Raw genomic sequence first — 23,762 nt, 5'->3', positions numbered from 1 at the left:
AGCACAATGCGAGCGGGAACAGAAGGAGAGTCGATGTCGGCAGGCGGCAGTAAGAGGGCGATCATCGCGGCGCTGGCGGCGAACGCGGGTATCGCGGCGGCCAAGTTCGTCGGATTCCTGATCACCGGGAGTTCGTCGATGCTCGCCGAGTCCGTGCACTCGGTGGCGGACACCTCTAACCAGGGGCTGCTGCTCTACGGGCAGCGCGCCGCGAGTAAGGAAGCAGATCGACTGCACCCGTTCGGATATGGACGTAGCCGATTCTTCTACTCTTTTGTGGTCGCGCTGGTGCTGTTCACGCTCGGCTCGGTCTTCGCCCTCTATGAGGGCTATCACAAGATCCACGCTCCCGAGCATCTGCAGTCGCCCATTGTCGCGATTGTGATCCTGGTGTTGGCCATAGGTCTGGAGGGCTACAGCTTCCGCACCGCCTTCGTGGAATCCAAACCGCTGAAGGGCAAAGCCAGCTGGTGGCAGTTCATCCGAAACTCCCGTAACCCGGAGCTTCCCGTCGTGCTGCTCGAAGACACCGGTGCTCTGCTGGGGCTGGCCTTCGCGCTGTTCGGCGTCGGCATGACGATTCTCACGGGCGACCCCGTGTGGGATGGGATCGGCACCATGGCGATCGGTGTGCTGCTGGGCGTCATCGCGATCGTTTTGATGGTCGAGATGAAGAGCCTTCTGATCGGTGAAGGTGCGACCGCAACGCAGGAGCGCGCGATCCTGGATGCGCTGACCGGCACCGATCACGTCGAGCGGGTAATCCATTGCCGTACTCAGTATCTGGGTCCCGAGGAACTTCTGGTCGCGGCCAAGATCGCGATCGCGCCCGATGCGGATCTGCCGTTGGTCGCCGCCACGATCGATGCCGCAGAGCGGCGGGTGCGCGAGGCGGTGCCGATCGCGCAGGTGATCTATCTCGAGCCCGATCTGGATCGTTCGGCCGTCAATTCTTAGCCGGCCGGTGTGATCAACAGTGGTGAGCACGGGGGTTGTGCAAGACTGCCGTAATGCCAGGTAGCGGATTGTGGCGAACCAAGTCTGTCGAACAGTCGATCGCGGATACCGACGAGCCGGAAACGAAGCTCCGTAGGGACCTAACGTGGTGGGATCTCACCGTTTTCGGGGTCTCTGTGGTCATCGGAGCCGGAATCTTCACCGTCACGGCATCGACGGCCGCCAATGTCACCGGTCCGGCGATATCGCTGTCCTTCATCATGGCTGCGATCGGGTGTGGCCTGGCCGCGATGTGCTACGCCGAGTTCGCATCGACCATTCCGGTTGCAGGCAGCGCCTATACGTTCTCCTATGCGACATTCGGTGAGTTCGCGGCCTGGATCCTGGGATGGGATCTCATCTTGGAGTTCTCGGTTGGTGCGGCCACCGTCGCGAAGGGCTGGTCGAGCTATCTGAGCACGGTATTTGGGTTATCTAGTGGCACAGTGCATCTCGGGTCGCTCAAGATCGACTGGGGCGCGCTGCTCATTGTCTCGGTGTTGACGGTGCTACTGGCCGTCGGCACCAAGCTGTCTTCACGGGTGTCCCTCGTCATCACGACCGTCAAGGTCCTGGTGGTGCTGCTGGTGATCATCGTCGGCGCGTTCTTCATCAAGGCGGCCAACTACACACCGTTCGTTCCACCGGCGGAGGCAGGAAGTTCCAGCAGGACCGGTTTGGATCAGTCCCTGTTTTCGTTCATCGCCGGCGGCTCCGGAAGCCAGTACGGCTGGTTCGGGGTGCTGGCGGGCGCCTCGATCGTGTTCTTCGCGTTCATCGGGTTCGATGTCGTCGCCACCACTGCGGAGGAAACGCGGAACCCGCAAAAGGATGTGCCGCGCGGCATCATCGCCTCGCTCGTCATCGTCACCGTTCTGTACGTCGCGGTCACGGTGGTGCTCTCGGGCATGGTCAAGTACAGCGACCTGCGGGCGGCCGATTCGCACCCGAATCTGTCCACGGCATTTCACCTCAACGGTGTCGACTGGGCGGCCAAGGTCATCGCCATCGGCGCGCTGGCCGGCCTGACCACGGTGGTGATGGTGCTGATGCTCGGACAGATCCGCGTCATCTTCGCGATGTGCCGTGATGGACTGCTGCCCCGCGAACTCGCCCGGACGGGATCGCATGGCACACCCATACGCATCACCCTCATCGTGGGCTTTCTTGTCGCGATAGCGGCGTCCCTTACCCCGATAGAGGGGCTGGAAGAGATCGTCAACGTCGGGACATTGTTCGCCTTTGTGCTGGTGTCGGCCGGCGTCATCGTGCTGCGGCGCTCCCGGCCCGACTTGCCCCGGAGCTTCCGCACACCGGGTGTGCCGTGGCTGCCCGTGGTCGCGATCCTGGCGTGCGGGTGGTTGATGCTCAATCTCGCCGTCCGCACCTGGACGTTCGCATTGGCCTGGATGGTCATCGGCGTGATCGTCTACTTCGCTTATAGCCGCAGGCACTCGGTGCTGGGGTTGCGGGTAGCCGTCGAGAAGTAGCGCGCTCCCTATCTCTCCGTGGGTCCCTTGTGGGTGACGCACACCACCAGGCACTTTACAAAACATAGCTATTTGTCTAGACAAGCGACGAATCATGTCCTATCGTCAAATCTGTTCGGTGACGTACCTCACGCAGATATAGACCGAGGAGATAGTGACGATGACGTCAAACCTTGATGCAGCCCATGACCTGCCCGTCCAGTGGCGCGACCGCAAGCGCCACATGTGGCTGTACGGGATGATCCCGCCCACGGCGATCTTCATTGCGACGGCGCTGGTTTATGCGATGAACCAGCTCGGATGGCAGCAGTTCTCGCCGTTCTTCTTCTGGATCGGCCCACTGCTGGTGTACGTGATCCTGCCGCTGCTGGATCTGCGTTTCGGTGCCGACGGCGAGAACGCACCCGATGAGGTGATGGAGGCGCTGGAGAACGACAAGTACTACCGCTATTGCACGTACATCTTCATTCCCTTCCAATACGCGAGCTTCTTCCTGGGGGCCTACTACTTCACCGCCACCGACCTGAGTTGGATCGGGTTCGACAACGGCATCAGCTGGATCTCCAAGCTGGGTATCGCCTTGTCGATCGGTGTGCTCGGCGGCGTCGGCATCAACACGGCCCACGAGATGGGGCACAAGAAAGACGAGCTGGAGCGCTGGCTCTCGAAGATCACTCTGGCGCAGACGTTCTACGGCCACTTCTATATCGAGCACAACCGCGGACACCATGTGCGCGTCGCGACACCTGAGGATCCGGCCAGCTCGCGATTCGGCGAGACGTTCTGGGGCTTCTGGCCGCGCAGCGTCTGGGGCAGCCTGAAGTCTTCGTGGAATCTTGAGGCCACCCGCATGAAGCGGCTGAACCGCTTCGTGCTGCACCCCAGCAACGATGTGGTGAACGCCTGGCTGATGACGGTGGTGTTGTTCGGGGTCACCATCGCCATCTTCGGCACCGCGGTCATCCCGTACCTGATCATTCAGGCCATCTACGGCTTCACCTTCCTGGAGACGGTGAACTACCTGGAGCACTACGGGCTGCTGCGGCAGAAGGTCGCCGGCGGGCGCTACGAGCGCTGCACCCCCAAGCACAGCTGGAACTCCGATCACCTGGTGACCAACATCTTCCTGTACCACCTGCAGCGGCACAGCGATCACCACGCCAACCCCACCCGGCGCTACCAGACTCTGCGCAGCATGGACGGTGCTCCGAACCTGCCCAGTGGCTACGCCACGATGCTGACGCTGGCCTACTTCCCGCCGCTGTGGCGCAAGGTGATGGATCAGCGGGTGCTGGATCACTACGACGGCGACATCACCAAGGTCAACATCCAGCCCAGCAAGCGCGCCAAGATTCTGGCCAAGTACGGCGTAACCGAACAGGCGGCCTGACATGTCCCAGTACCGTTGCCCCATATGTCAGTACGTGTACGACGAGAGCACGGGTGCCCCTCGCGAGGGGTTCCCGGCCGGGACGGCGTGGTCGGAGGTTCCCGACGACTGGTGCTGCCCCGACTGCGGAGTGCGCGAGAAGGTGGATTTTGAAGCCCTGCAAGGAGCGGAATCATGAGCGACGACGACTACAAGTTGTTCGAATGCATGCAGTGCGGATTTCAGTACGACGAGGCGCTGGGCTGGCCAGAGGACGGTATCGAGCCGGGCACTCGCTGGGATGACATCCCCGAGGACTGGAGCTGCCCGGACTGCGGGGCCGCCAAGGCCGACTTCGTGATGGTGGAGATCGCGCGGCCATGACATTGACCGAGTACACCGCGCCTGCCAGGCTCCACGGTGTGACGCCACGAGTGCCGTATGCCGAGGCCGCGCGGGCGCTGCTTCGCGAATCGGTGCTTGATGCGCTCGGAGACCTTCTGCGTCATCAGGATTGGTCGGCAGTGACCATGTCGGCGGTCGCCCGCCGGGCAGGAGTCAGCCGTCAGACGCTGTACAACGAATTCGGTTCCCGGCAGGGGCTGGCTCAGGGATACGCCCTGCGGCTGGCCTTGCGTCTGGCCGACTCCGTCAACGACGCGATCTACGCCAACGTCGGTGATATCCATGGCGCGTTGCACCAGGGATTTGCGGCCTTCTTCGCCGAGAGTGCCGCAGACCCCATGGTCATCTCGTTGTTGACAGGCGAGGCCAAGCCCGAACTCATGCGCCTCGTGACGGTCGACAGCGCGTTGATCGTGCTGCCGGCGTCGGCGCGGCTCACCGAGTCGTTTGCGAACAGCTGGGTGGCCGCCAGTGGAGAAGACGCGGCCATCCTCGCGAGGTCGATTGTGCGGCTGGCGATTAGTTACGTGTCGATGCCGCCGGAATCGGATCATGATGTGGCGCTCGATATGGCGCGCCTGCTGTCCCCGTTCGTGGAGGCCAACGCGCTCACCGACAAGGCCCCCACAAGCGGCACGGGCCCCCAGTGACCTGCGCATCCATAAATCTCGCTACCTGATCTAACTATCCGTTGCTTACACGCGCTAACCTGGTGACGGACCCGTGTGTGTCAGTTGAATTGACATGCAGGAATTATTCAAGCGACGCGATTGAGGTGGCGATGACCGAGCTGGTGGCCGACGTACGCAACGGCATTGATTACAAGGTGGCCGATCTTTCCGAGGCCGAGTTCGGCCGCAAGGAGATCCGTCTCGCCGAGCATGAGATGCCCGGCCTCATGGCGCTGCGTCGCGAGTACGCGGATGTATTGCCGCTCAAGGGCGCTCGCATTTCGGGCTCGCTGCACATGACGATCCAGACTGCGGTGCTGATCGAGACGTTGACGGCCCTGGGTGCCGAGGTGCGCTGGGCTTCTTGCAACATCTTCTCCACCCAGGACCATGCGGCGGCGGCGATCGTCGTCGGCCCGCACGGCACCCCGGAGGAGCCTCAGGGCACCCCGGTCTTCGCCTGGAAGGGCGAGACGCTGGAGGAGTACTGGTGGGCCGCCGAGCAGATGCTCACCTGGCCGAACGAGCCGGCCAACATGATCCTCGACGACGGCGGCGACGCCACCATGCTGGTGCTGCGCGGCGCGCAGTTCGAGCAGGCCGGCGTGGTGCCCCCGGCGGACGACAACGACTCGGCCGAGTACAAGGTCTTCCTGAACCTGCTGCGTGAGCGGTTCGAGACCGACAAGGACAAGTGGACCAAGATTGCCGAGTCGGTCCAGGGTGTCACCGAGGAGACCACCACCGGCGTGCTGCGCCTGTACCAGTTCGCCGCTGCCGGCGAGCTGGCGTTCCCGGCCATCAACGTCAACGACTCGGTGACCAAGAGCAAGTTCGACAACAAGTACGGCACCCGGCACTCGCTGGTCGACGGCATCAACCGCGGCACCGACGTGCTCATCGGTGGCAAGAAGGTGCTGATCTGTGGCTACGGCGACGTCGGCAAGGGCTGCGCTGAGTCCCTCGCGGGGCAAGGCGCTCGTGTGCAGGTCACCGAGATCGACCCGATCAACGCGCTGCAGGCGCTCATGGACGGGTTCGATGTCGTCACCGTCGAGCAGGCCATCGGCAATGCCGACATCGTGGTGACCGCGACCGGTAACTACGACATCATCCTGCTGGACCACATGAAGGCCATGAAGGACCAGGCGATCCTGGGCAACATCGGCCACTTCGACAACGAGATCGACATGGCGGCCCTCGAGAAGTCCGGCGCCACGCGGCTCAACATCAAGCCGCAGGTCGACCTGTGGACCTTCGGGGACTCGGGCAAGTCGATCATCGTGCTGTCCGAGGGGCGTCTGCTCAACCTGGGTAACGCCACCGGACACCCGTCGTTCGTGATGAGCAACAGCTTCTCCAACCAGGTGATCGCGCAGATCGAGCTGTGGACCAAGAACGACGAGTACGACAACGAGGTGTACCGACTGGCCAAGCACCTGGACGAGAAGGTGGCGCGCATTCACGTCGAGGCTCTCGGCGGCACGCTGACCAAGCTCACCAAGGATCAGGCCGAGTACATCGGCGTCGACGTGGAAGGCCCGTACAAGCCGGAGCACTACCGCTACTGATCGCCGCTCATCCGCGTAGAGGCCCCTTGCACTCCGGTGCCGGGGGCCTTTGCGTAGGCTGACCAGCCGTGGGCCAGCTGATTGCGATCGAGGGTGTCGACGGCGCGGGCAAGCGCACGCTTACCGCCGCGCTGACGAAGCGCTGCGGATTGCAGGGGTTATCCGTTGCGACGCTGGATTTTCCGCGCTACGGACGCTCGGTGCACGCCGATCTCGCGGCCGAGTCGCTCAAGGGCGGGCACGGCGATGTGGTGTCCTCCGCGTACGCGATGGGACTGCTGTTCGCCCTCGACCGCCGCAGTGCGCTCGGTGAGATAGCCGAGCTGATCGCCGCGAACGATCTGGTGATACTGGATCGCTGGGTTGCGTCCAACGCTGCCTATGGCGCGGCGCGGCTGCATCAGGACGGCGGCGGCGACATGGCGCGCTGGGTCTATGAGCTTGAGTACCAACGCTTTGGCCTGCCGCATCCCGACCGGCAGGTGTTCTTGAACGTTTCCCCGGAGCTTGCTCAGCAGCGGGCGCGGCACCGCGAGGAGCAGGAGAGCGCGCGCACCCGCGATACCTATGAGCGTGATGCGGATCTGCAGTCGCGGGTCTCCGCGGCGTATGCCGATTTGGCGCAACGGAATTGGGGTGGCCCATGGGTGATCACCGACGGCGCCGACCCGGATGCATTGGCCGAGAGGCTCCTGCGCCGAGTGTGAAGATTCGGCGGGTATTTCGCCGAATTACCGCCGTGGCTTCACGCTCGACGGGTGTGACCGTAGAGGCTCACCATTCACTGGCTTCGGCCTCTTCCTCGCGGTCGACATGCCAGCGCACCGAGGAGACGGCTGGTTCCATGGACAGGCGGCTCACCGCGGACTCCAGCAGTGAGTCGTTGCGCTCTTCGGCGCTCAGCTTCGCCACCACGCGCACATGCTTGCCGTCTTCGACGTCATAGGACCGCACCGATTGCAGCGCGAATTCGGGCCTGCTGACGGCCTGCACGGTGAGTGCGCGGATGTGCGCCTCGGTTTCGTCGGTGGTGGTGACCTCGAACAGGTACGCGGCCGGCCGGGCTTCGCGGCCGATGGCAGGCTGGCGATCCAGCAGATGTCCGAGCGGCCGCAACAGCACGTTGGCCAGCACGATGGCGGCGGTGCCGACTATCGCGACGTCGTACATCCCGCCGCCGGCCAGTGCCCCCACGGCGGCGGTGGCCCACATGGTGGCGGCGGTGTTCAGTCCGGTGATGGTTGCGCCCTGCTTCATGATCACGCCGGCGCCGAGGAAACCGATGCCCGAAACAATCTGTGCTGCAACGCGAGTCGGGTCGGCGCCGGGGCCGTGGAAGCTGTAGCCGCCCATGATGACGAAGAGTGTCGCACCCAGGCACACCAGCGCGTTGGTGCGCAGGCCGGCATTTTTGGCGCGCCACTGCCGTTCGATCCCGATGACGCAACCCAGGCCAAATCCCAGGGCTACGCGGATGATGACATCCCAATGACTCATGATGGGTCCCGTTCTCTTGCAGTGGCTTCGAGGTGCACACAACGGTGTGGTGCAACAAGAGCGCCTTCGAGCGCGACCCTGATGTGCGTTAGAAGGCGCTGTGGATACTCGGAGGTTGACTATCGGACATAGTCGCGTCACCTCCTAAGCGTGTGCGCAAAGCGCGCATGAACCACTGCTGAACAAAGCGCCATCATTAAACACCCGTCTGCCGGTGACCGGCAAGGCGTCCGCGTGCTTCGTGGATATCCACGCCACATTGGGGGCGGGACGGCAGGATTGGTGCGTGTTCTTCGATCTGAGTGTGCGAGATTTCCTGGACCGCGCGGAGCTGGTGTATCCCGACCGCGTGGGGGTTGTCGACGAGCCGGTGCAACCGGCGCCCTCCTGGGGAGCGGTGACCTACCGGCAGCTTGCCGAGCGGGCGCGCGGGCAGGCCGCGGCACTCGACGGTCTGGGCGTCGGACCGGGGGAGCGGGTCGCGATTGTCTCGCAGAACAGTGCGCGACTGCTCACCTCGTTCTTCGGGGTTTCCGGGTGGGGACGCATCCTGGTACCCGTCAACTTTCGGTTGGCTCCCGCTGAGATCGAGTACATCGTCGAGCACTCACGGGCTTCGGTACTGATAGTGGACCCGGACGTGCGTGGGCTGCTCGACACCGTGCGCGCCACTCATAACTTCGTGCTGGGAGAGGATGACGCCGCGATATTCGGTGAAATCGGTACACCGCAGCGCGCCGATCCGAGACCCTGGTCGTGCACCGAATCAGACACCGCCACTTTGAATTACACCTCAGGAACCACGAGCCGGCCCAAAGGTGTGCAACTCACTCATCGCAACATCTGGATCAACGCGGTTGTTTTCGGGTTGCATGCCACCCTGCGTGACGACGATGTGCTGCTGCACACGTTGCCGATGTTCCACTGCAACGGGTGGGGGTGGCCGTATGCGGCGACCGGAATGGGTGGCCGGCACATCGTGCTGCGCAAGGTCGACGGTGACGAGATCTTGCGGCGTATCGCAGAGCATGGAGTCACCGTGATGTGTGCGGCGCCAACGGTCGTCGATTCTGTGCTGGACGCGGCGGCCCGTTGGCAGGGGCCCATCCCCGGCCGGGACCGGGTCCGGATAATCGTCGCGGGTGCGCCGCCCCCGACGCGCACCATCGAGAGGGTGCGTGCCGAACTCGGCTGGGAGTTCATCCAGATATACGGGCTCACCGAGACTGCACCGCTGATCACGATGAATCGCTTTCGGTCCGAGTGGGCCGATCTCGACGACCATCAGCAGGCTCGCATGCTGGGCCGCGCGGGAGCCCCGGCGATAGGTGTGCGGGTGTCGATCGCCGAGGACGGTGAGGTACTCACTCAGTCGAACACGAATCTTGACGGCTACTGGGATCAGCCGGAAGCGACCACGGAAGCGTTGGCGGGCAATTGGTTTCATACCGGTGATCGCGGATCGATGTCCGACGGGTACCTGAGCATCTCGGACCGCAAGAAGGACATCATCATTACCGGCGGCGAGAACGTGTCGTCCATCGAAGTGGAAGACGCGCTGATATCTCATCCAGGGGTCCGTGAGGCCGCCGTCGTCGGAGTGCCCGATGACAAGTGGGGCGAAGTGGTTACCGCTGTCGTGGTGATCTCGGTGACAGATCCGGGGACAGATCCGCCGACCGGGCCGGATCTCATCGCGCACTGCCGGGAGCATCTGGCCGGATACAAGTGCCCCAAACGCGTCGAGTTCGTCGATTCCTTACCCAGAACCGCGACCGGGAAGGTTCAGAAGTTCAGGATCCGCCAGCAGCTCGCGTGAGACTAGTTCGCAACTCGCCCCTTTGGTACCCCGGTTTTGTCACGATCTAGTGACACGATGGGCTCTATGAGGCAAAGGATCCTTGTTGTCGACGATGACGCGTCATTGGCAGAGATGCTCACCATCGTGTTGCGCGGGGAGGGCTTCGAGACGGCAGTGGTGAGCGACGGTACTCAGGCGCTCACCGCGGTCCGTGAGCTGCGTCCCGATCTGGTTCTGTTGGATCTCATGCTGCCCGGGATGAATGGCATCGACGTATGCCGGGTGCTGCGTTCCGATTCCGGTGTGCCGATCGTCATGCTGACCGCCAAGACCGACACCGTCGATGTGGTGCTCGGCCTGGAGTCGGGTGCCGACGACTACATCATGAAGCCGTTCAAGCCCAAGGAGCTCGTCGCACGTATTCGTGCCCGGTTGCGGCGCAACGACGACGAACCCGCCGAGCTGCTGAACATCGCGGGCATCGACATCGATGTCCCCGCGCACAAGGTGACGCGCGAGGGCGAGCAGATCTCCCTGACCCCGCTGGAGTTCGACCTGCTGGTGGCGCTGGCACGCAAACCGCGCCAGGTGTTTACTCGTGATGTGCTGCTCGAACAGGTGTGGGGCTACCGTCACCCGGCTGATACCCGGCTGGTGAATGTCCACGTGCAGCGGCTGCGGGCGAAGGTCGAGAAGGATCCCGAGAATCCGACCGTGGTGTTGACCGTTCGAGGAGTGGGATATAAGGCCGGACCCCCGTGATCTTCAGCTCGAAGCGGCGCATTCAGCGGCGATCGGCACCACTGGTACGCGGACTGAAGGCACTGAGTCGAGCGGTCGGGTTCACCTGGCGCCGTTCCCTGCAGGTGCGGGTGGTGGTGTCGAATTTGGCGCTGTCCTCCCTGGTCATCCTGATTCTGGGATTCGTGCTCACCAGCCAGGTGACCGACCGCATTCTGGAGTCGAAGATTCGGGTCGCGACCGAAGAGATGGAACGCGCTCGCGTCATCGTCAGCGATGACGTCGGTGGCGAGGAGACGCGGTCGCTGCAGAGCAGTCTGGAGCTGGCCCGTAACCAGCTGCTGAACGGCAGCAAGGGATCCGAAGGCGGTGGCGCCGGAGCGTTCGACGCGGTCCTGCTGGTGCCCGGCGACGGTCCCCGCGAGGCGACGTCGGCTGGCCCCGCCACCCAGATCCCCGGCCCGCTGCGCGAATTCGTCAAGGCCGGTCAGGTCAGTTACCAGTATTCGACAGTCCACACCGAGAGCTTCTCCGGGAAAGCTCTGGTCATCGGCTCGCCGACCACGTCGAAGGTCACCGCGCTCGAGCTGTACCTGGTCTTCCCGCTGTCGAACGAGGAAAGCACGATTTCGCTGGTGCGCGGCACCATCGTCACCGGCGGTGTGGTGCTGCTGGTGCTGCTGGCGGCCGCCGCGCTGCTGGTCGCGCGCCAGGTGGTGTTGCCGGTGCGGTCGGCCTCGCGCATTGCCGAGCGATTCGCCGAAGGACATCTGTCCGAACGCATGCCGGTGCGCGGTGTCGATGACATGGCACGGCTCGCGGTGTCGTTCAACGACATGGCCGAAAGCCTCTCGCGGGAGATCACCCAGCTGGAAGAGTTCGGAAACCTGCAGCGCCGCTTCACCTCCGACGTCAGCCACGAACTGCGTACACCGTTGACCACGGTGCGTATGGCGGCCGATCTTATCTACGACAACCGTGAGGAGCTCGACCCGGCGCTGCAGCGTTCCGCCGAACTGATGGTCAACGAGCTCGACCGGTTCGAGACGCTGCTGAGTGACTTGCTGGAAATCTCGCGACACGACGCCGGTGTGGCCGAGCTCGCCGTGGAGCAGGTGGATCTGCGCGACACCGTCAAGACCGTGGTGGCTTCGGTCAAGCACCTGGCGGACGAGTTGGACACTGAAGTAGAGCTCGACATGCCCGATAGCGAGATCATCGCGGAGGTGGATCCCCGTCGGGTGGAGCGGATTTTGCGCAACCTTGTCGCCAACGCGATCGACCACAGCGAGCACAAGCCCGTCACCATCCGGATGGCCGCCGATATCGACAGCGTCGCCGTCACCGTGCGCGATCGCGGAGTTGGACTGCGTCCCGGTGAGGAAAAGCTGGTGTTCAACCGGTTCTGGCGTGCCGACCCATCGCGCAAGCGTCACTCGGGCGGCACCGGGCTGGGGTTGGCGATCAGCGTCGAGGACGCTCGGTTGCATCAGGGTCGCCTGGAGGCGTGGGGAGAACCGGGCAACGGGGCGCTTTTCCGATTGACGGTGCCGTTGGTTCGTGGGCATAAAGTGACCACGAGCCCGCTTCCGTTGAACCCGACCAGCCGTCCGAGTGCTGGTGCGCGCCGGCCGGTTTCGCGGGGAACTCAGCCAGGGGAACGGGGAATCCAGCCGGGGGAGCAGGAGACCACACCAATGCGTACCTCGGGTGCCAAGGCCGACCACGTGCGGGAGTTGTCCTGATGCGCCGCCGGGTGGCCGCGGTACTGACCGTGGTGGCACTCGGTATCACCGGCTGTGCCGGAGTGCCGACCTCGTCCTCGCCACAGGCCATCGGCACGGTGCAACGGCCATTACCGCCAGGGATGCCGGCACCCACCCCGGGGATGGAACCCGAGACGGTGCTGCGCGAATTCTTGAAGGCGACCGCGGACCCCTCGAACAGGCACCGTGCGGCGCGCCAGTTCCTCACCGAATCCAGTTCGCGGACGTGGGATGACGCGGGCGATGCGGTGCTGATCGAGTCGCCGTCATTCGCCGACCAGCGCGGTGTCGATCGATGGACGATCAATGTGCGCGCCAACAAGTTGGGCACACTGTCCGACATCGGGGTCTTCGAGATGCACCAGGGTGATGTTCAGGATCCCCAGTTCACGCTGGTGAAGGCCAATGGCGAATGGCGGATCGATTCGTTGCCCAATGGGGTGTTCCTTGACTGGGGACAGTTTCAGTCCACCTATCGCCGGTACACGGTGTACTTCGCCGACCCGGCGGGTCGCACGGTCGTGCCCGATCCGCGCTATGTGGCGGTCAACGATCCCGATCTGCTGGCCACCGAGCTCGTGTACAAGCTGCTGTCCGGCCCGCGCCCGGAACTGGTTGGGGCGGTGCGCAACCACCTGAGCGGCCTGCGGTTGCGCGGCCCGCTGACCCGCGTCGACGGCAGCAGGGTGGACGTGGGGCGCGGATACGGCGGCGTGCGCGTGGAGTTGGAGGGCAACCTCACGCCCGATCAGCGGACCCGCCAGTTCCTTGCCGCGCAGGTGATTTGGACGCTCTCGCGGGCCGGTATCGCCGGGCCGTACGTCTTGCAGGTCAACGGTGCTCCTCTCGACGAGCAGTTCGCGGAAGGCTGGAGCACCCAGAACGTCGCATCGACCGACCCTGGCGCATCGGAGGGTGCGGGGGTGGGCCTCTACGGATTGTTGAACGGGTCCATGGTGACGGTCGACCGTGATGCCGCGGTGCCCGTGCGCGGATCGTTTGGCCAAGTGGGAAACCAGGTTTCGGCTGCGCTCTCACGCAGTGGGCGTCAGATTGCCTCGGTTATCCGGGTGCAGGGCGGAGATGATCCGCAGATGTCGCTCTGGGTGGGTGCCAACGGCGCCAACGGCAGCGAGGCGGTCGGCGGTAAGACGCTGACCCGCCCAACCTGGGCGCTCGACGACGCGGTGTGGACGGTGATCGACGGCGGCCGAGTGGTCCGGATAATCCAGGAAGCCACCACGTCGATGGTGGCGGTGCTGCCCGTCGAATCATCCGCGGTGGCGGAGAAGTACAAGGGCCCGATTAGCGAGTTGGCCTTATCCCGCGATGGCACGCGCGCCGCGATGATCATCGATGGCCAGGTGATCCTGGCGACGGTGATACAGACCGACAGCGGCGACTATGCCCTGGCCCATCCGCGCCGGTTGGGCTACGGACTCGGGAACTCCGCGGTGTCGCTGGCTTGGCGCACCGGCGACGACATTGCGGTGGCGCGCAACGACGGTTCACATCCGGTGGCGAATGTGAACCTCGACGGAGTGAACTCGGATCTGAACGACCAGAATCTCCTGACACCGGTCTCGACGATCGCTGCCTCGCCGGCGGCGATCTACCTCGCCGATGCGCGGGGCGTGCTGCAGCTGACGGGACTGGGTACCCCCGAAGTGCGATGGATCGAGGTACGTCCGCTCATGCTGCCGCAAGCGATTCCGGTGCTGACGGGCTAGTTGTCGGGGATCATCTCCGTGGCGAGCAGCGCCTCGGGAATTCCGAAAGCATCCACCAGGGTGCTCAGATGCGGGCGCAGCTCCTCGCACAGTTGATTGACACCGCGCCTGATGGCCTTCGCTCGTTCGGTCGAGACATGCCGGTGCATCAGGAACCATGACAGGTCCGCCTCGAGTGTGCTGTAGACAAACAGATCGCACAGCTTCTCCAGCAGTTCCTGCGCTGACTTGCTGTCGCAGCTGTCGATCGCCTCGATGAAGGCCTCCAGCACCACCCGTTCGGTGTGGGCCGAGCCCACCTTGAGGATGTGGTCCTGTGCGGAGTTGAAGACCTCAAAGGGGTCCTCATCATCGGATTGGGCGCGCTGCATCCGGGTGGCCGCGGTGCGCAGCAGATGATCCTCGCGATTGCGCAGCAGCCGCAGCTGGGTGCCCCTGTTGCTCAAATCGGATTCCTCGACGTCCTCGTCGGAAGAGTCCAAGATGGTCTGGATGACCTGCCGGGCCGCGGAGCGTTCCAGGATCACGTCGCGGGCCATGCCTGCGATGAACCGGGTCCAGCCCACAGCATTGAGACCACGCACATCCTCGGCGTAGGCCGACAGGAGTTCCTTGGCCACCAGCTGGGTGAGCACGGTGTTATCGCCTTCGAAGGTGGTGAACACGTCGATATCGCGGCGCAGAATGGTGAGCTGGTTGGCGTCGAGATAGCCGGCCCCACCGCACGCCTCGCGGCACACGGTGATGGTGTTTTGGGCGTGCCAGCTGGTCATCGCCTTCAAACCCGCTGCGGCACTTTCCAGCTGGCGCTGCCGGTCCGCGTCCACCTCGTCGGCGGTCTGCACCTCGTGCAGTTCCTCGGTGAGCTCGTTCTGCGCGAACGCCAGTGCGTACGACCGGGCGATCAGGGGCAATAGCTTGCGCTGATGCACCAGATAGTCGGCGATGATCACCTCGTCGTCACTGTCCGGCGTGTCAAACTGCTTGCGTACCAGGGCATATCGCGAGGCGATGGTCAGCGCCTTGCGCGCCGCCGCACCGGAGGTCGCGGCGACGCTGACCCGTCCGCGGATGAGTGTGCCCAGCATGGTGAAGAATCGCTTGTTCTCATTCTCGATGGGCGAGGTGTAGGTGCCGTCGGCGCCGACGTTCGCATATTTGTTGAGCAGGTTGGCGCGAGGCACCCGCACGTTGTCGAACACAATGCGCCCGTTGTCGACCCCGGCGAGGCCGCCCTTGTATCCGCAGTCGCTGGTGGTGATGCCGGGTAGATCATTGCCCGCCTCATCCCGGATGGGTACCACGAAGCAATGCACTCCCCGGCCGGATGCCTCCTCGCCGGGCCCGCCGGTGACGAGCTGAGCGAAAACCGCTGCCACAGTGGCGTGCTCCGCGGCGCCACCAATGTAGTCCTTACGTGCCAGCGAGCCCTCCGAGTTCAGAACGAAGTCGCCGGTCTGGCTGTCATAGGTGGCGACGGTCTGCAGGGCCTGAACATTGGAACCATGGCCGGTCTCGGTCATGCCGAAACATCCGAGTACGTCCAGATTGATCAGCGGGACCACGTATTGCTTGTGATGGGTTGCGGTGCCGAGGTTTTCGATGGCACCGCCGAACAAGCCCCATTGCACGCCGGCCTTGACCATGAGGGACAGATCGGCATAGCCGAGCATCTCGATGCCGACGATCGCGGCTCCGACGTCGCCGGTGCCGCCGTGTTCTTTGCGGAATCCCGCGTGTGGCAAGCCATGTGGAACCAGCTCGCGCATGATGCGCAGCGATCGCGTCCGTGCCTCCTCGAGTGTCAGTGAGGGGTCGGGTAGCAGATCGGCGCGGTTCAGGTACTCACGAGCGGCATCACGTATCGGGCCGAATCGGCCGTCGAGCGCAACGCGCAGATTCGAGGTGAGGACTTCGGGATCGGCAGGTGCTGTCCGGGTCTCCATATGCCCGAGCCTAGTCAGGTCGATCCGTCGGCTTGGCGTTCTAGGGCAAACCATTTGCTTATACCGACCAATGGTCTAACATACCGACCAGTGGTCTATTAAGGCTGTGTGAAAGGAGATCGGGACATGAGTACTGCGTCCATCACGGTCGATCCGGCCCTGCGTACCCGCGCATTTGCACGGGTCATCGGCCCCTTTGTCGCGACGGTCACCGCCATCATCGCCGTGCGCGCGGCAGATCTGCGCTTCCTGGGCGATAGCTTCTTCACAGAGCCGATGTGGTCGTGGCTGTTCGGTGCCCTGCTGCTGTTTTGTGGGCTGATGGTCATCGCCTTCCATCAGTTTTGGCGAGGACTCGCGCCGGTGATCATCTCGCTGTTCGGATGGTTCCTGGCCCTGCGAGGATTCGTGCTGCTGGCGTTTCCTCAGCTGATGCAGAAGGGAGTCGACGCCTCGGTGCCCGCAGTCGGCCCGGTCCGTTTCTTCTTCCTGTTTCTGACGGTTGTCGGTGTGTACCTGACCTACGTCGGCTGGATCAGGAAGCGCTGACGTATGCCACGTGTGGTGAAGCATCCGGAGGTGCGCCGGGCCGAGTTGCTCGATCTGGCGATGACTCTGTTCCTGGAACGCGGCTACGAGAAGGTGAGCCTCAACGATCTCATCGCCACCTCCGGCATGTCGAAAGGTGCTTTCTACCATTACTTTTCTTCGAAAGAGGCCCTGGTGGCCACGCTGGCGGAGCGTAGCGCCGACCAGGCCTTCGAGGTGCTGAGTCCGGTGTTCACCGAGCCGGGCGTGGGGGCGTTGGAGCGGCTGAACGCCGGACTGCGCGCTAGCTACGAGGTGAAAATGGCGCTTGGTGCACCGGAGAGCATCGCGGCGATGGTGTCGATGTTCAGCCCAGAGAATCAGCCGCTGCTGCGCCGGATCTCGGCAATCTGGGAGGACAAGTTCCGTCCCGTGCTTACTGAGCTGATCACTCACGGAGTCGCCGAGGGGGTGTTCCAGACATTCGATCCCGAGGGCGTCGGCGACATGATTCAGGGCTTCGCGGCCAACATGGGCTCTACCGTGCAGAGGATCGTGGCCGCGCCGGATGCCCCGGCGCGCGCGGAGGCTGTCGATGCGGCGGTCCAGCGTCAGCGGCTCTACGGCATCGCCACCGACCGCATTCTCGGGCTACCCGACGGGACGGTCGACGTACTGGACCGTCGTCAGATCGAGAGGCTGGTCGCGGCACTTTAGGCCGGGGTGAGTGCTATCCGGTCAGTCTGTCGGACCCCGCGGGCACAGTGACCCCATGCTTGATCTGGTGCTGCCACTGACCTGTGGCGGATGTGGGGCACCCGCCACCCGGTGGTGTTCGGCGTGTGCGTGTGCGTTCACCGCCGAGCCCGTGGTGGTCACGCCGCGGGTCGATCCGGGTGTGCCCGTTCTTTCGCTCGGGCGGTACGCGGGCGCTCGTCGGCAGGCGATTGTGACGATGAAGGAGCGCGGTCGTCGTGATCTCACCGATCCGCTGGGTGCGGCATTGGCACGCGGTGTGGCGCAGCTGCTGTGCTGGCACCTCGTCGAGCAGCCGGTGACATTGGTTCCCGCTCCCACTCGATGGACGTCGGCACGCGGGCGAGGCGGTGATCCGGTGACCGCCGTGGCCGCGGTCGCTACCCGGATTCCGGGTGTGCACCTTGCGTCCCTGCTGCGCATGAGGGTGGGGGCGCGTGATTCGGTCGGGCTGTCCATTTCGGCCCGGCAGCGCAATGTGTCCGGACGCGTCGCGCTGCGCCGGGCCCGGACACCGGATACGGAATTGGTGCTGGTGGACGATGTCGTGACCACCGGCGCCACCGCTACCGAATCGGTCAGAGTGTTGAAATCGGCGGGATTTCGAGTCGCCGCCGTGCTCACGCTGACGTACTCCTAAAGATCGTATGACGATCTCGAAACGACTCTGACGAATCGGTGGCAAGGCGAGTGAACACGGACTACCGTCGGGGCCAACAAGCTATGAACGTTCCGCGCTTGGGCGGTCGAACCGCCTACCAACACGGGCGCCTGCGTCCGGTTTGGCGGAGGAGGTGGTCACCAACCCCAACGCCGGCGGGCTGCCGTCTCAGCGTTTCAGGCGACTCCGGCGTACTTCAAACATCAAACATGCGCGTCGCCAACATCTTTAGTCCCTAGCGGAAGGGTTGAGCGCAAGCGCACTCTCAGTACCGGAGGTATGAGTTGTCAAGCACATCAAAGGCATCCGTTGCACTCGAGGACGGGGAGCGGACAGCCCAAGCCGATATCGTGGTCAAGGGCCGAAACGTGGAAATCCCCGATCACTTTCGAATCTTTGTGAACGACAAACTGTCCCGTCTGGAACGTTACGACAAAACCGTTTACCTCTTTGATGTAGAACTCGAACACGAACGCAACCGGCGTCAGAAAAAGAGCTGTCAGCGCGTGGAGATCACCGCGCGGGGCCGGGGGCCGGTCGTCCGGGGCGAGGCATGTGCCGACACGTTCCACAGCGCCCTTGAAGCGGCCGCCGCCAAGCTGGAAAGCCGGTTGCGACGGGGCCGTGACCGCCGCAAGGTTCACTACGGAGACAAGACGCCGGTATCGCTTGCCGAGGCCACCAAGGTTCTGCCCGCCGATGCCTTCACGCCACCCGCCGAGCTCAATGGCGCACACAGTCACAACGGAGCCGAGGTCGATGACGGTCACGGTCCGGGACAGATTGTGCGGACCAAAGATCACCCGGCCAAACCGATGACGGTCGACGACGCGCTCTACGAGATGGAATTGGTCGGCCATGACTTCTTCCTCTTCCACGATGAGTCCTCGGGCCGCCCGTCGGTGGTGTACCGCAGGCACGCGTACGACTACGGCCTGATACGCCTCGGGGAGTAGTAGGGCGCGCGGATCACCCGCGCAGGAGAAACCCCGCACCTGGTCCGCGACCGGTGCGGGGTTTCTCATATCGGGAGTGCTTGTCGTGTCGCGGCACAGATCTGCCGTAACGCCGCGGCGAGATCGGGCGGTTCGGGGGTGGCCAAGGCCAGGCGGAGCGCATTCGGCGCGTGCGGCGCTGTCGAGAACGCATCGGCAGTCGACACCATGATCCCCACGTCGGCGAGGTCACGCGCCATCACGTCGTTGCGTGCGTGCTCGGGGAGCACGAGCCAGCCCGAATACGAACCGGGATGCGCGTGATAGATCAGGCCCGCGAGTTCGGTGCGGGCGATCGACTGCCGCCGACGGGCATCCGCGCGCCGCAGTTCTTCTAACCGTGTGACGGTGCCGTCGGTCAGCCAGCGGGTGGTCAGTGCGCTGGCGATGGTCGAGGCGCCCCAGCTCGTCGCGCGCAGCGCCCGGATCACATCGGGGCGATGGGCAGGCGGCGTGACGATGTATCCGATCCGCAGCCCGGAGGCGAGATTCTTGGACATGCTTCCCACGTAGAACGTCCGCTCGGGTGCGATGGTTTGCACCGGGGACGGCGCACCCGGATCCAGAAACGCGTAGGTCGCATCCTCGATGATGTGGAAATCGTGCCGATCGGCCAACGTCGCGACGCGCTCACGCGCGCTGGTGCTCAGTGTGTATCCCAACGGATTGTGCAGTGTGGGAATGAGATACAGCGCGGAAATGGGTCGCCTGCCACACAGCCATTCGAGGTAGTCGAGGTCCATCCCGGTGGTGCCGGTCTGGACCGGTGCCAGCTCGAGGCGTCGTGCGGTGGCCAGCAGCTTGATGCCTGGATAGGTCAATGCGTCGGCGGCGACAATCGTGCGGGGTGTGGCTATCGCAGCCAGAACGGTGTCCAAACCCTGCTGGGCGCCGCCGGATATCAGGACGCGGTCCGGCGCGACGTCGATGCCGCGGTCAAGTAAGTAGGTGGCGATCGCGGCACAGTCACGATCTCGGCCGCCGGGAGGCTGCTGATGCAGCAGGCTTGTCAGATCGCCCTCGGCCGCCAACGCGCGTAGAGCCTGCCGCAGTTGATCGTCCTGGCCGCGGGATAACGGCTGATTGAAGGAAAGGTCCGCCGCACGCTGTTTCGCTGCCACGCGGGCGGGCTCTACTCCCGCGAAACCGCTGAGGTCCCGCACAAAGGTGCCCCGGCCAGGCTCCCCGACGACGAGGCCGGCGGCCGTCAGGTCGCGGTACACCCTGCTCGCCGTCGCCACCGCGATCCCGTACCGGCCCGCCAGTGCGCGGTGGGTGGGCAACCGCGTGCCCGCGGAAAGCGTTCCGGTCCGAATCTGTCCGGCGATCTCGTCGGCGACCGTGGCGTGACGGTGAATGCGCACGCGCTCTCCCGATTGTGACTAGGACAATTTATTGATTGCACTAACTTACGTACCTACCGTCGAATCGTGACGACCACTGACCTTTCGGTGCTGGAGTTTCTTCAGCGGCACGTCGCCGGTACCTCCCGGCCCGGTGACACCATCCACATGCGGTACCCGACTGCCATCTCGCGATATCTCGAGTTCGAGATCGTTGCCGTCGAGGCCGGCTCGGCAACCGTGCGGGTGGCGGCCGATCCATCCCGGCACGGGAATCAGCAGGGCACCGTGCACGGCGGATTCTTGGTGGAGCTGGCCGATGCCGCCATCGGAACCGCGCATTCCACCCTGATGCAGCCGGGGGAGACGTTCACCAGCATCGACATCCGCGCGGCATTCCTGCGGCCAGTCTGGGAGGACACCCTGATCGCCATTGCACGCTCCGCACACTCGGGGCGGACCATCACGCACTACACCTGTGAGGTGACCCGAGGCGACGGCAAGGCAGTGGCCACGGTGACCAGCACCGTCATGACGCTGCGCGGTGACCGGGCGGCCGGGCGATAGTCGAGGTCGTACCCGAAACGGCTCGGTGGCACGTGCGCCTACGATGGGACTCGGCTGTTGACGGATGAGCCGCTTGCGCAAATATCGAACATTTGTGCAAGTCCTAACGAGTACAGGGGTTATTGACGTGCTGTCGAAGTTGCTGCGCCTTGGTGAAGGTCGCATGGTCAAGCGTCTTAAGGGCGTGGCCGATTACGTCAACACCCTGTCCGATGACGTCGAAAAGCTCTCCGATGCCGAGCTGCAGGCCAAGACCGACGAGTTCAAGAAACGCCTGGAAAAGGGCGAAACCCTCGACGACCTGATGCCGGAGGCATTCGCGGTCGCCCGCGAGGCGTCCTGGCGGGTGCTGAGTCAGCGGCACTTCGACGTGCAGATCATGGGTGGCGCCGCACTGCATGCGGGCAATGTCGCCGAGATGAAAACCGGTGAAGGCAAGACCCTCACCTGCGTGCTTCCTGCATATCTCAACGCCCTGGCCGGTAAGGGTGTGCACGTCGTCACCGTCAACGACTACCTGGCCAAGCGCGACTCGGAGTGGATGGGCCGCGTGCACCGCTTCCTGGGTCTTGAGGTGGGCGTGATCCTCTCGCAGATGACCCCGACAGAGCGCCGCGACGCCTACAACGCCGACATCACCTACGGCACCAACAACGAGTTCGGCTTCGACTATCTGCGCGACAACATGACCCATTCGCTCGACGAGTTGGTGCAGCGCGGGCACGCCTTCGCCATCGTCGACGAGGTCGACTCGATCCTGATCGACGAGGCCCGGACCCCGCTGATCATCTCGGGCCCGGCCGACGGCGCATCCAACTGGTACACCGAGTTCGCGCGGATCGTGCCGCTGATGGACAAGGACACCCATTACGAGGTGGACATCCGCAAGCGCACCATCGGTGTGCACGAGCTGGGTGTGGAATTCGTCGAGGACCAGCTGGGCATCGACAACCTGTATGAGGCCGCCAACTCGCCGTTGGTGAGCTACCTCAACAACGCCATCAAGGCCAAGGAACTGTTCAACCGGGACAAGGACTACATCGTCCGCGACGGCGAGGTGCTGATCGTCGACGAGTTCACCGGTCGCGTGCTGTTGGGCCGCCGCTACAACGAGGGCATGCACCAGGCCATCGAGGCCAAGGAGCGGGTAGAGATCAAGGCCGAGAACCAGACGCTGGCCACGATCACCCTGCAGAACTACTTCCGCCTCTACGACAAGCTCGCCGGCATGACCGGAACCGCGCAGACCGAGGCGGCCGAGCTGCACGAGATCTACAAGCTGGGCGTGGTGTCGATCCCCACGAACCGGCCGATGGTCCGCAAGGACCAGTCCGACCTCATCTACAAGACCGAGGAAGCCAAGTACATCGCCGTCGTCGACGACGTGGTGGAGCGGTACGAGGCCGGCCAGCCCGTCCTGATCGGTACCACGAGTGTTGAGCGCTCCGAGTACCTTTCACGGCAGTTCACCAAGCGTCGGATTCCGCACAACGTCCTCAACGCCAAGTACCACGAGCAGGAAGCCCGCATCATCGCCGAGGCTGGGCGCCGTGGAGCCATCACGGTGGCCACCAACATGGCCGGTCGCGGCACCGACATCGTGCTGGGTGGTAACCCGGACTTCTTGGCGGATACGCATCTTCGCGAACAGGGCCTGGACCCGGTGGAGACCCCGGACGAGTACCAGGACGCCTGGGATGCGACGTTGCAGAAGTTCAAGGACGCCGCCGAGACCGAGGCCAAGGAGGTGCAGGAGGCCGGCGGCCTGTACGTGCTGGGTACCGAGCGCCACGAGTCGCGGCGTATCGACAACCAGCTGCGCGGACGTTCCGGACGTCAGGGCGATCCGGGCGAGTCCCGCTTCTACCTCTCGCTGGGTGATGAATTGATGCGGCGCTTCAATGGTGCTGCGCTGGAAACGATTCTGACGCGCATGAACGTTCCCGATGATGTGCCGATCGAAGCCAAGATGGTGACCAGCGCCATCAAGAGTGCGCAGACCCAGGTCGAGCAACAGAACTTCGAGGTCCGCAAGAACGTCCTCAAGTACGACGAGGTGATGAACCAGCAGCGCAAGGTCATCTATGCCGAGCGTCGCCGCATCCTGGAGGGTGAGGATCTGCAGCCGCAGATCGAGGAGATGATCACCGACACCATCGCCGCCTACGTAGACGGCGCCACGGCCGACGGCTATCACGAGGACTGGGACTTCGAAGCGCTGTGGACCGCGCTCAAGACGCTGTACCCGGTAAGCATCAAGCCCGAAGAACTCATCGCGTCCGATACGTATGGGGAAGCCGACGAGTTGAGCCCCGCGGACCTCAAAGCGGCATTGCTCGATGACGCCAAAAGGGCTTACAAGGCAAGGGAAGCCGAGATCGACGGGCTGGCCGGCGAGGGATCGATGCGTCAGCTGGAGCGCAACATCTTGCTCAGCGTGATCGACCGCAAGTGGCGTGAGCATCTCTACGAGATGGATTACCTCAAGGAGGGCATCGGCCTGCGGGCGATGGCGCAGCGTGATCCGCTGGTGGAGTACCAGCGTGAGGGCTACGACATGTTCACCGCCATGCTCGACGGCCTCAAGGAGGAGTCGGTTGGCTTCCTGTTCAACATCAACGTCGAGGTCCAGCAGCCGGCCGACGGAACGGTCGCTCCGCAGCCGGCGCCGGAAGGGCTAGCCGAGTTCACTTCCGCCGCAGCGCAAGCAGCGCAAGGGGAGTTGCGTGCCAAGGGGCTTGATGAGTCGACGCCAGAGCTGACGTACTCGGGTCCGGCAGAAGACGGCTCGGCGCAGTCCCGGCACGAAGGCGGCGGCGCCTCGGCCTCGGGCGGCGGCACGCGGCGCGAGCGCAGGGAAGCGGCGCGCAACGCGGGACGCACCTCTAAGCCGGCGAAGTCGCGCCGCAAGCGGTAGCGGCCGTCAGCG

21 protein-coding genes are annotated in these 23,762 nt (G+C 64.0%); 18 read left to right on the top strand and 3 right to left on the bottom strand.

The annotated features are described in order from the left end of the window. The first annotated feature begins 33 nt into the window (after nt 1-33). From HBA99_RS18265 to HBA99_RS18230, 8 genes are all read left to right on the top strand, one after another. On the top strand, nt 34-957 hold the full coding sequence (locus HBA99_RS18265) for a cation diffusion facilitator family transporter (protein ID WP_030096903.1): 924 nt from the start codon (nt 34-36) through the stop codon (nt 955-957). Between the two features lie 53 nt (nt 958-1,010). Further along, on the top strand, nt 1,011-2,486 hold the full coding sequence (locus tag HBA99_RS18260) for an amino acid permease (protein WP_070933059.1): 1,476 nt from the start codon (nt 1,011-1,013) through the stop codon (nt 2,484-2,486). Nucleotides 2,487-2,646: 160 nt separating this feature from the next. Then, the gene (locus tag HBA99_RS18255) at nt 2,647-3,876 is read left to right on the top strand and encodes an alkane 1-monooxygenase (RefSeq protein WP_030096905.1); all 1,230 of its coding nucleotides are present in this window, start codon (nt 2,647-2,649) and stop codon (nt 3,874-3,876) included. Between the two features lies 1 nt (nt 3,877). Continuing rightward, on the top strand, nt 3,878-4,054 hold the full coding sequence (locus HBA99_RS18250; RefSeq protein WP_030096906.1) for a rubredoxin: 177 nt from the start codon (nt 3,878-3,880) through the stop codon (nt 4,052-4,054). After that, the gene (locus HBA99_RS18245; protein ID WP_030096907.1) at nt 4,051-4,239 is read left to right on the top strand and encodes a rubredoxin; all 189 of its coding nucleotides are present in this window, start codon (nt 4,051-4,053) and stop codon (nt 4,237-4,239) included. Before HBA99_RS18250 ends, HBA99_RS18245 begins: the two co-directional genes overlap by 4 nt. 50 nt (nt 4,240-4,289) lie before the next feature. Further along, nucleotides 4,290-4,910 (top strand): TetR/AcrR family transcriptional regulator, encoded by a 621-nt coding sequence (locus tag HBA99_RS18240; RefSeq protein WP_081347744.1) that lies wholly within the window; start codon nt 4,290-4,292, stop codon nt 4,908-4,910. Nucleotides 4,911-5,041: 131 nt separating this feature from the next. Continuing rightward, nucleotides 5,042-6,502 (top strand): adenosylhomocysteinase, encoded by a 1,461-nt coding sequence (gene ahcY / locus HBA99_RS18235; protein ID WP_030096909.1) that lies wholly within the window; start codon nt 5,042-5,044, stop codon nt 6,500-6,502. Between the two features lie 68 nt (nt 6,503-6,570). Beyond that, a complete protein-coding gene (locus tag HBA99_RS18230; RefSeq protein WP_057966875.1) occupies nt 6,571-7,209 on the top strand; it encodes a dTMP kinase in 639 nt (212 codons plus the stop codon). A 67-nt stretch (nt 7,210-7,276) separates the two neighbouring features. On the opposite strand, the gene HBA99_RS18225 is transcribed toward HBA99_RS18230, so the two are convergent. Continuing rightward, nucleotides 7,277-7,999: an MgtC/SapB family protein gene (locus tag HBA99_RS18225; protein ID WP_030096911.1), complete on the bottom strand. Its 723-nt coding sequence runs from the start codon at nt 7,997-7,999 to the stop codon at nt 7,277-7,279. A gap of 286 nt (nt 8,000-8,285) precedes the next feature. Here HBA99_RS18225 and HBA99_RS18220 point away from each other — a divergent pair, with 286 nt between their 5' ends. Genes HBA99_RS18220 through lpqB form a run of 4 tightly spaced genes read left to right on the top strand, consistent with a single transcriptional unit; the run spans nt 8,286 to nt 14,037 of the window. Beyond that, nucleotides 8,286-9,818, top strand: coding sequence for an AMP-binding protein (locus tag HBA99_RS18220; RefSeq protein ID WP_070952462.1), 1,533 nt, complete (start codon nt 8,286-8,288; stop codon nt 9,816-9,818). A gap of 57 nt (nt 9,819-9,875) precedes the next feature. Then, nucleotides 9,876-10,562, top strand: coding sequence for a two-component system response regulator MtrA (mtrA, locus tag HBA99_RS18215; protein WP_014850711.1), 687 nt, complete (start codon nt 9,876-9,878; stop codon nt 10,560-10,562). After that, a complete protein-coding gene (gene mtrB, locus HBA99_RS18210) occupies nt 10,559-12,286 on the top strand; it encodes an MtrAB system histidine kinase MtrB (protein WP_070952131.1) in 1,728 nt (575 codons plus the stop codon). Before mtrA ends, mtrB begins: the two co-directional genes overlap by 4 nt. After that, entirely contained in the window at nt 12,283-14,037 is a 1,755-nt protein-coding gene (lpqB, locus tag HBA99_RS18205; protein WP_081347694.1) for an MtrAB system accessory lipoprotein LpqB, read from the top strand. Before mtrB ends, lpqB begins: the two co-directional genes overlap by 4 nt. Here the strand turns inward: lpqB and HBA99_RS18200 are convergent. Then, entirely contained in the window at nt 14,034-15,983 is a 1,950-nt protein-coding gene (locus tag HBA99_RS18200; protein WP_070952133.1) for an acyl-CoA dehydrogenase family protein, read from the bottom strand. The two genes, lpqB and HBA99_RS18200, sit on opposite strands and share 4 nt — an antisense overlap. 126 nt (nt 15,984-16,109) lie before the next feature. Here HBA99_RS18200 and HBA99_RS18195 point away from each other — a divergent pair, with 126 nt between their 5' ends. The 4 genes from HBA99_RS18195 to hpf all read left to right on the top strand — a co-directional run bounded on the left by HBA99_RS18195 (nt 16,110) and on the right by hpf (nt 18,884). Continuing rightward, the gene (locus tag HBA99_RS18195; protein WP_070952134.1) at nt 16,110-16,532 is read left to right on the top strand and encodes a hypothetical protein; all 423 of its coding nucleotides are present in this window, start codon (nt 16,110-16,112) and stop codon (nt 16,530-16,532) included. Nucleotides 16,533-16,535: 3 nt separating this feature from the next. Beyond that, nucleotides 16,536-17,228 carry a TetR/AcrR family transcriptional regulator gene (locus tag HBA99_RS18190; RefSeq protein ID WP_070952135.1) on the top strand — a complete coding sequence of 231 codons (693 nt, stop codon included), beginning with the start codon at nt 16,536-16,538 and terminating at the stop codon, nt 17,226-17,228. Between the two features lie 55 nt (nt 17,229-17,283). Next, nucleotides 17,284-17,907, top strand: coding sequence for a ComF family protein (locus HBA99_RS18185; RefSeq protein WP_070952136.1), 624 nt, complete (start codon nt 17,284-17,286; stop codon nt 17,905-17,907). Between the two features lie 305 nt (nt 17,908-18,212). After that, entirely contained in the window at nt 18,213-18,884 is a 672-nt protein-coding gene (gene hpf, locus HBA99_RS18180; protein ID WP_030096919.1) for a ribosome hibernation-promoting factor, HPF/YfiA family, read from the top strand. Nucleotides 18,885-18,949: 65 nt separating this feature from the next. On the opposite strand, the gene HBA99_RS18175 is transcribed toward hpf, so the two are convergent. Then, complete coding sequence (locus HBA99_RS18175; RefSeq protein WP_070952137.1) at nt 18,950-20,287, bottom strand: aminotransferase-like domain-containing protein; 1,338 nt, start codon at nt 20,285-20,287, stop codon at nt 18,950-18,952. 147 nt (nt 20,288-20,434) lie between these two features. Here HBA99_RS18175 and HBA99_RS18170 point away from each other — a divergent pair, with 147 nt between their 5' ends. Together HBA99_RS18170 and secA are read left to right on the top strand one after the other, a co-directional pair. Then, the gene (locus HBA99_RS18170; RefSeq protein ID WP_070952463.1) at nt 20,435-20,833 is read left to right on the top strand and encodes a PaaI family thioesterase; all 399 of its coding nucleotides are present in this window, start codon (nt 20,435-20,437) and stop codon (nt 20,831-20,833) included. Between the two features lie 127 nt (nt 20,834-20,960). Next, nucleotides 20,961-23,750 carry a preprotein translocase subunit SecA gene (gene secA, locus HBA99_RS18165; protein WP_070952138.1) on the top strand — a complete coding sequence of 930 codons (2,790 nt, stop codon included), beginning with the start codon at nt 20,961-20,963 and terminating at the stop codon, nt 23,748-23,750. The last annotated feature ends 12 nt before the right edge of the window (nt 23,751-23,762 follow it).

It is taken from the genome of Mycobacteroides chelonae (genome assembly GCF_016767715.1).
GTDB classification, from domain to species: Bacteria; Actinomycetota; Actinomycetes; order Mycobacteriales; family Mycobacteriaceae; genus Mycobacterium; species Mycobacterium gwanakae.
The sequence above is the reverse complement of the archived record's forward strand: the minus strand, read 5'-3'. Positions and strand labels throughout refer to the sequence as shown.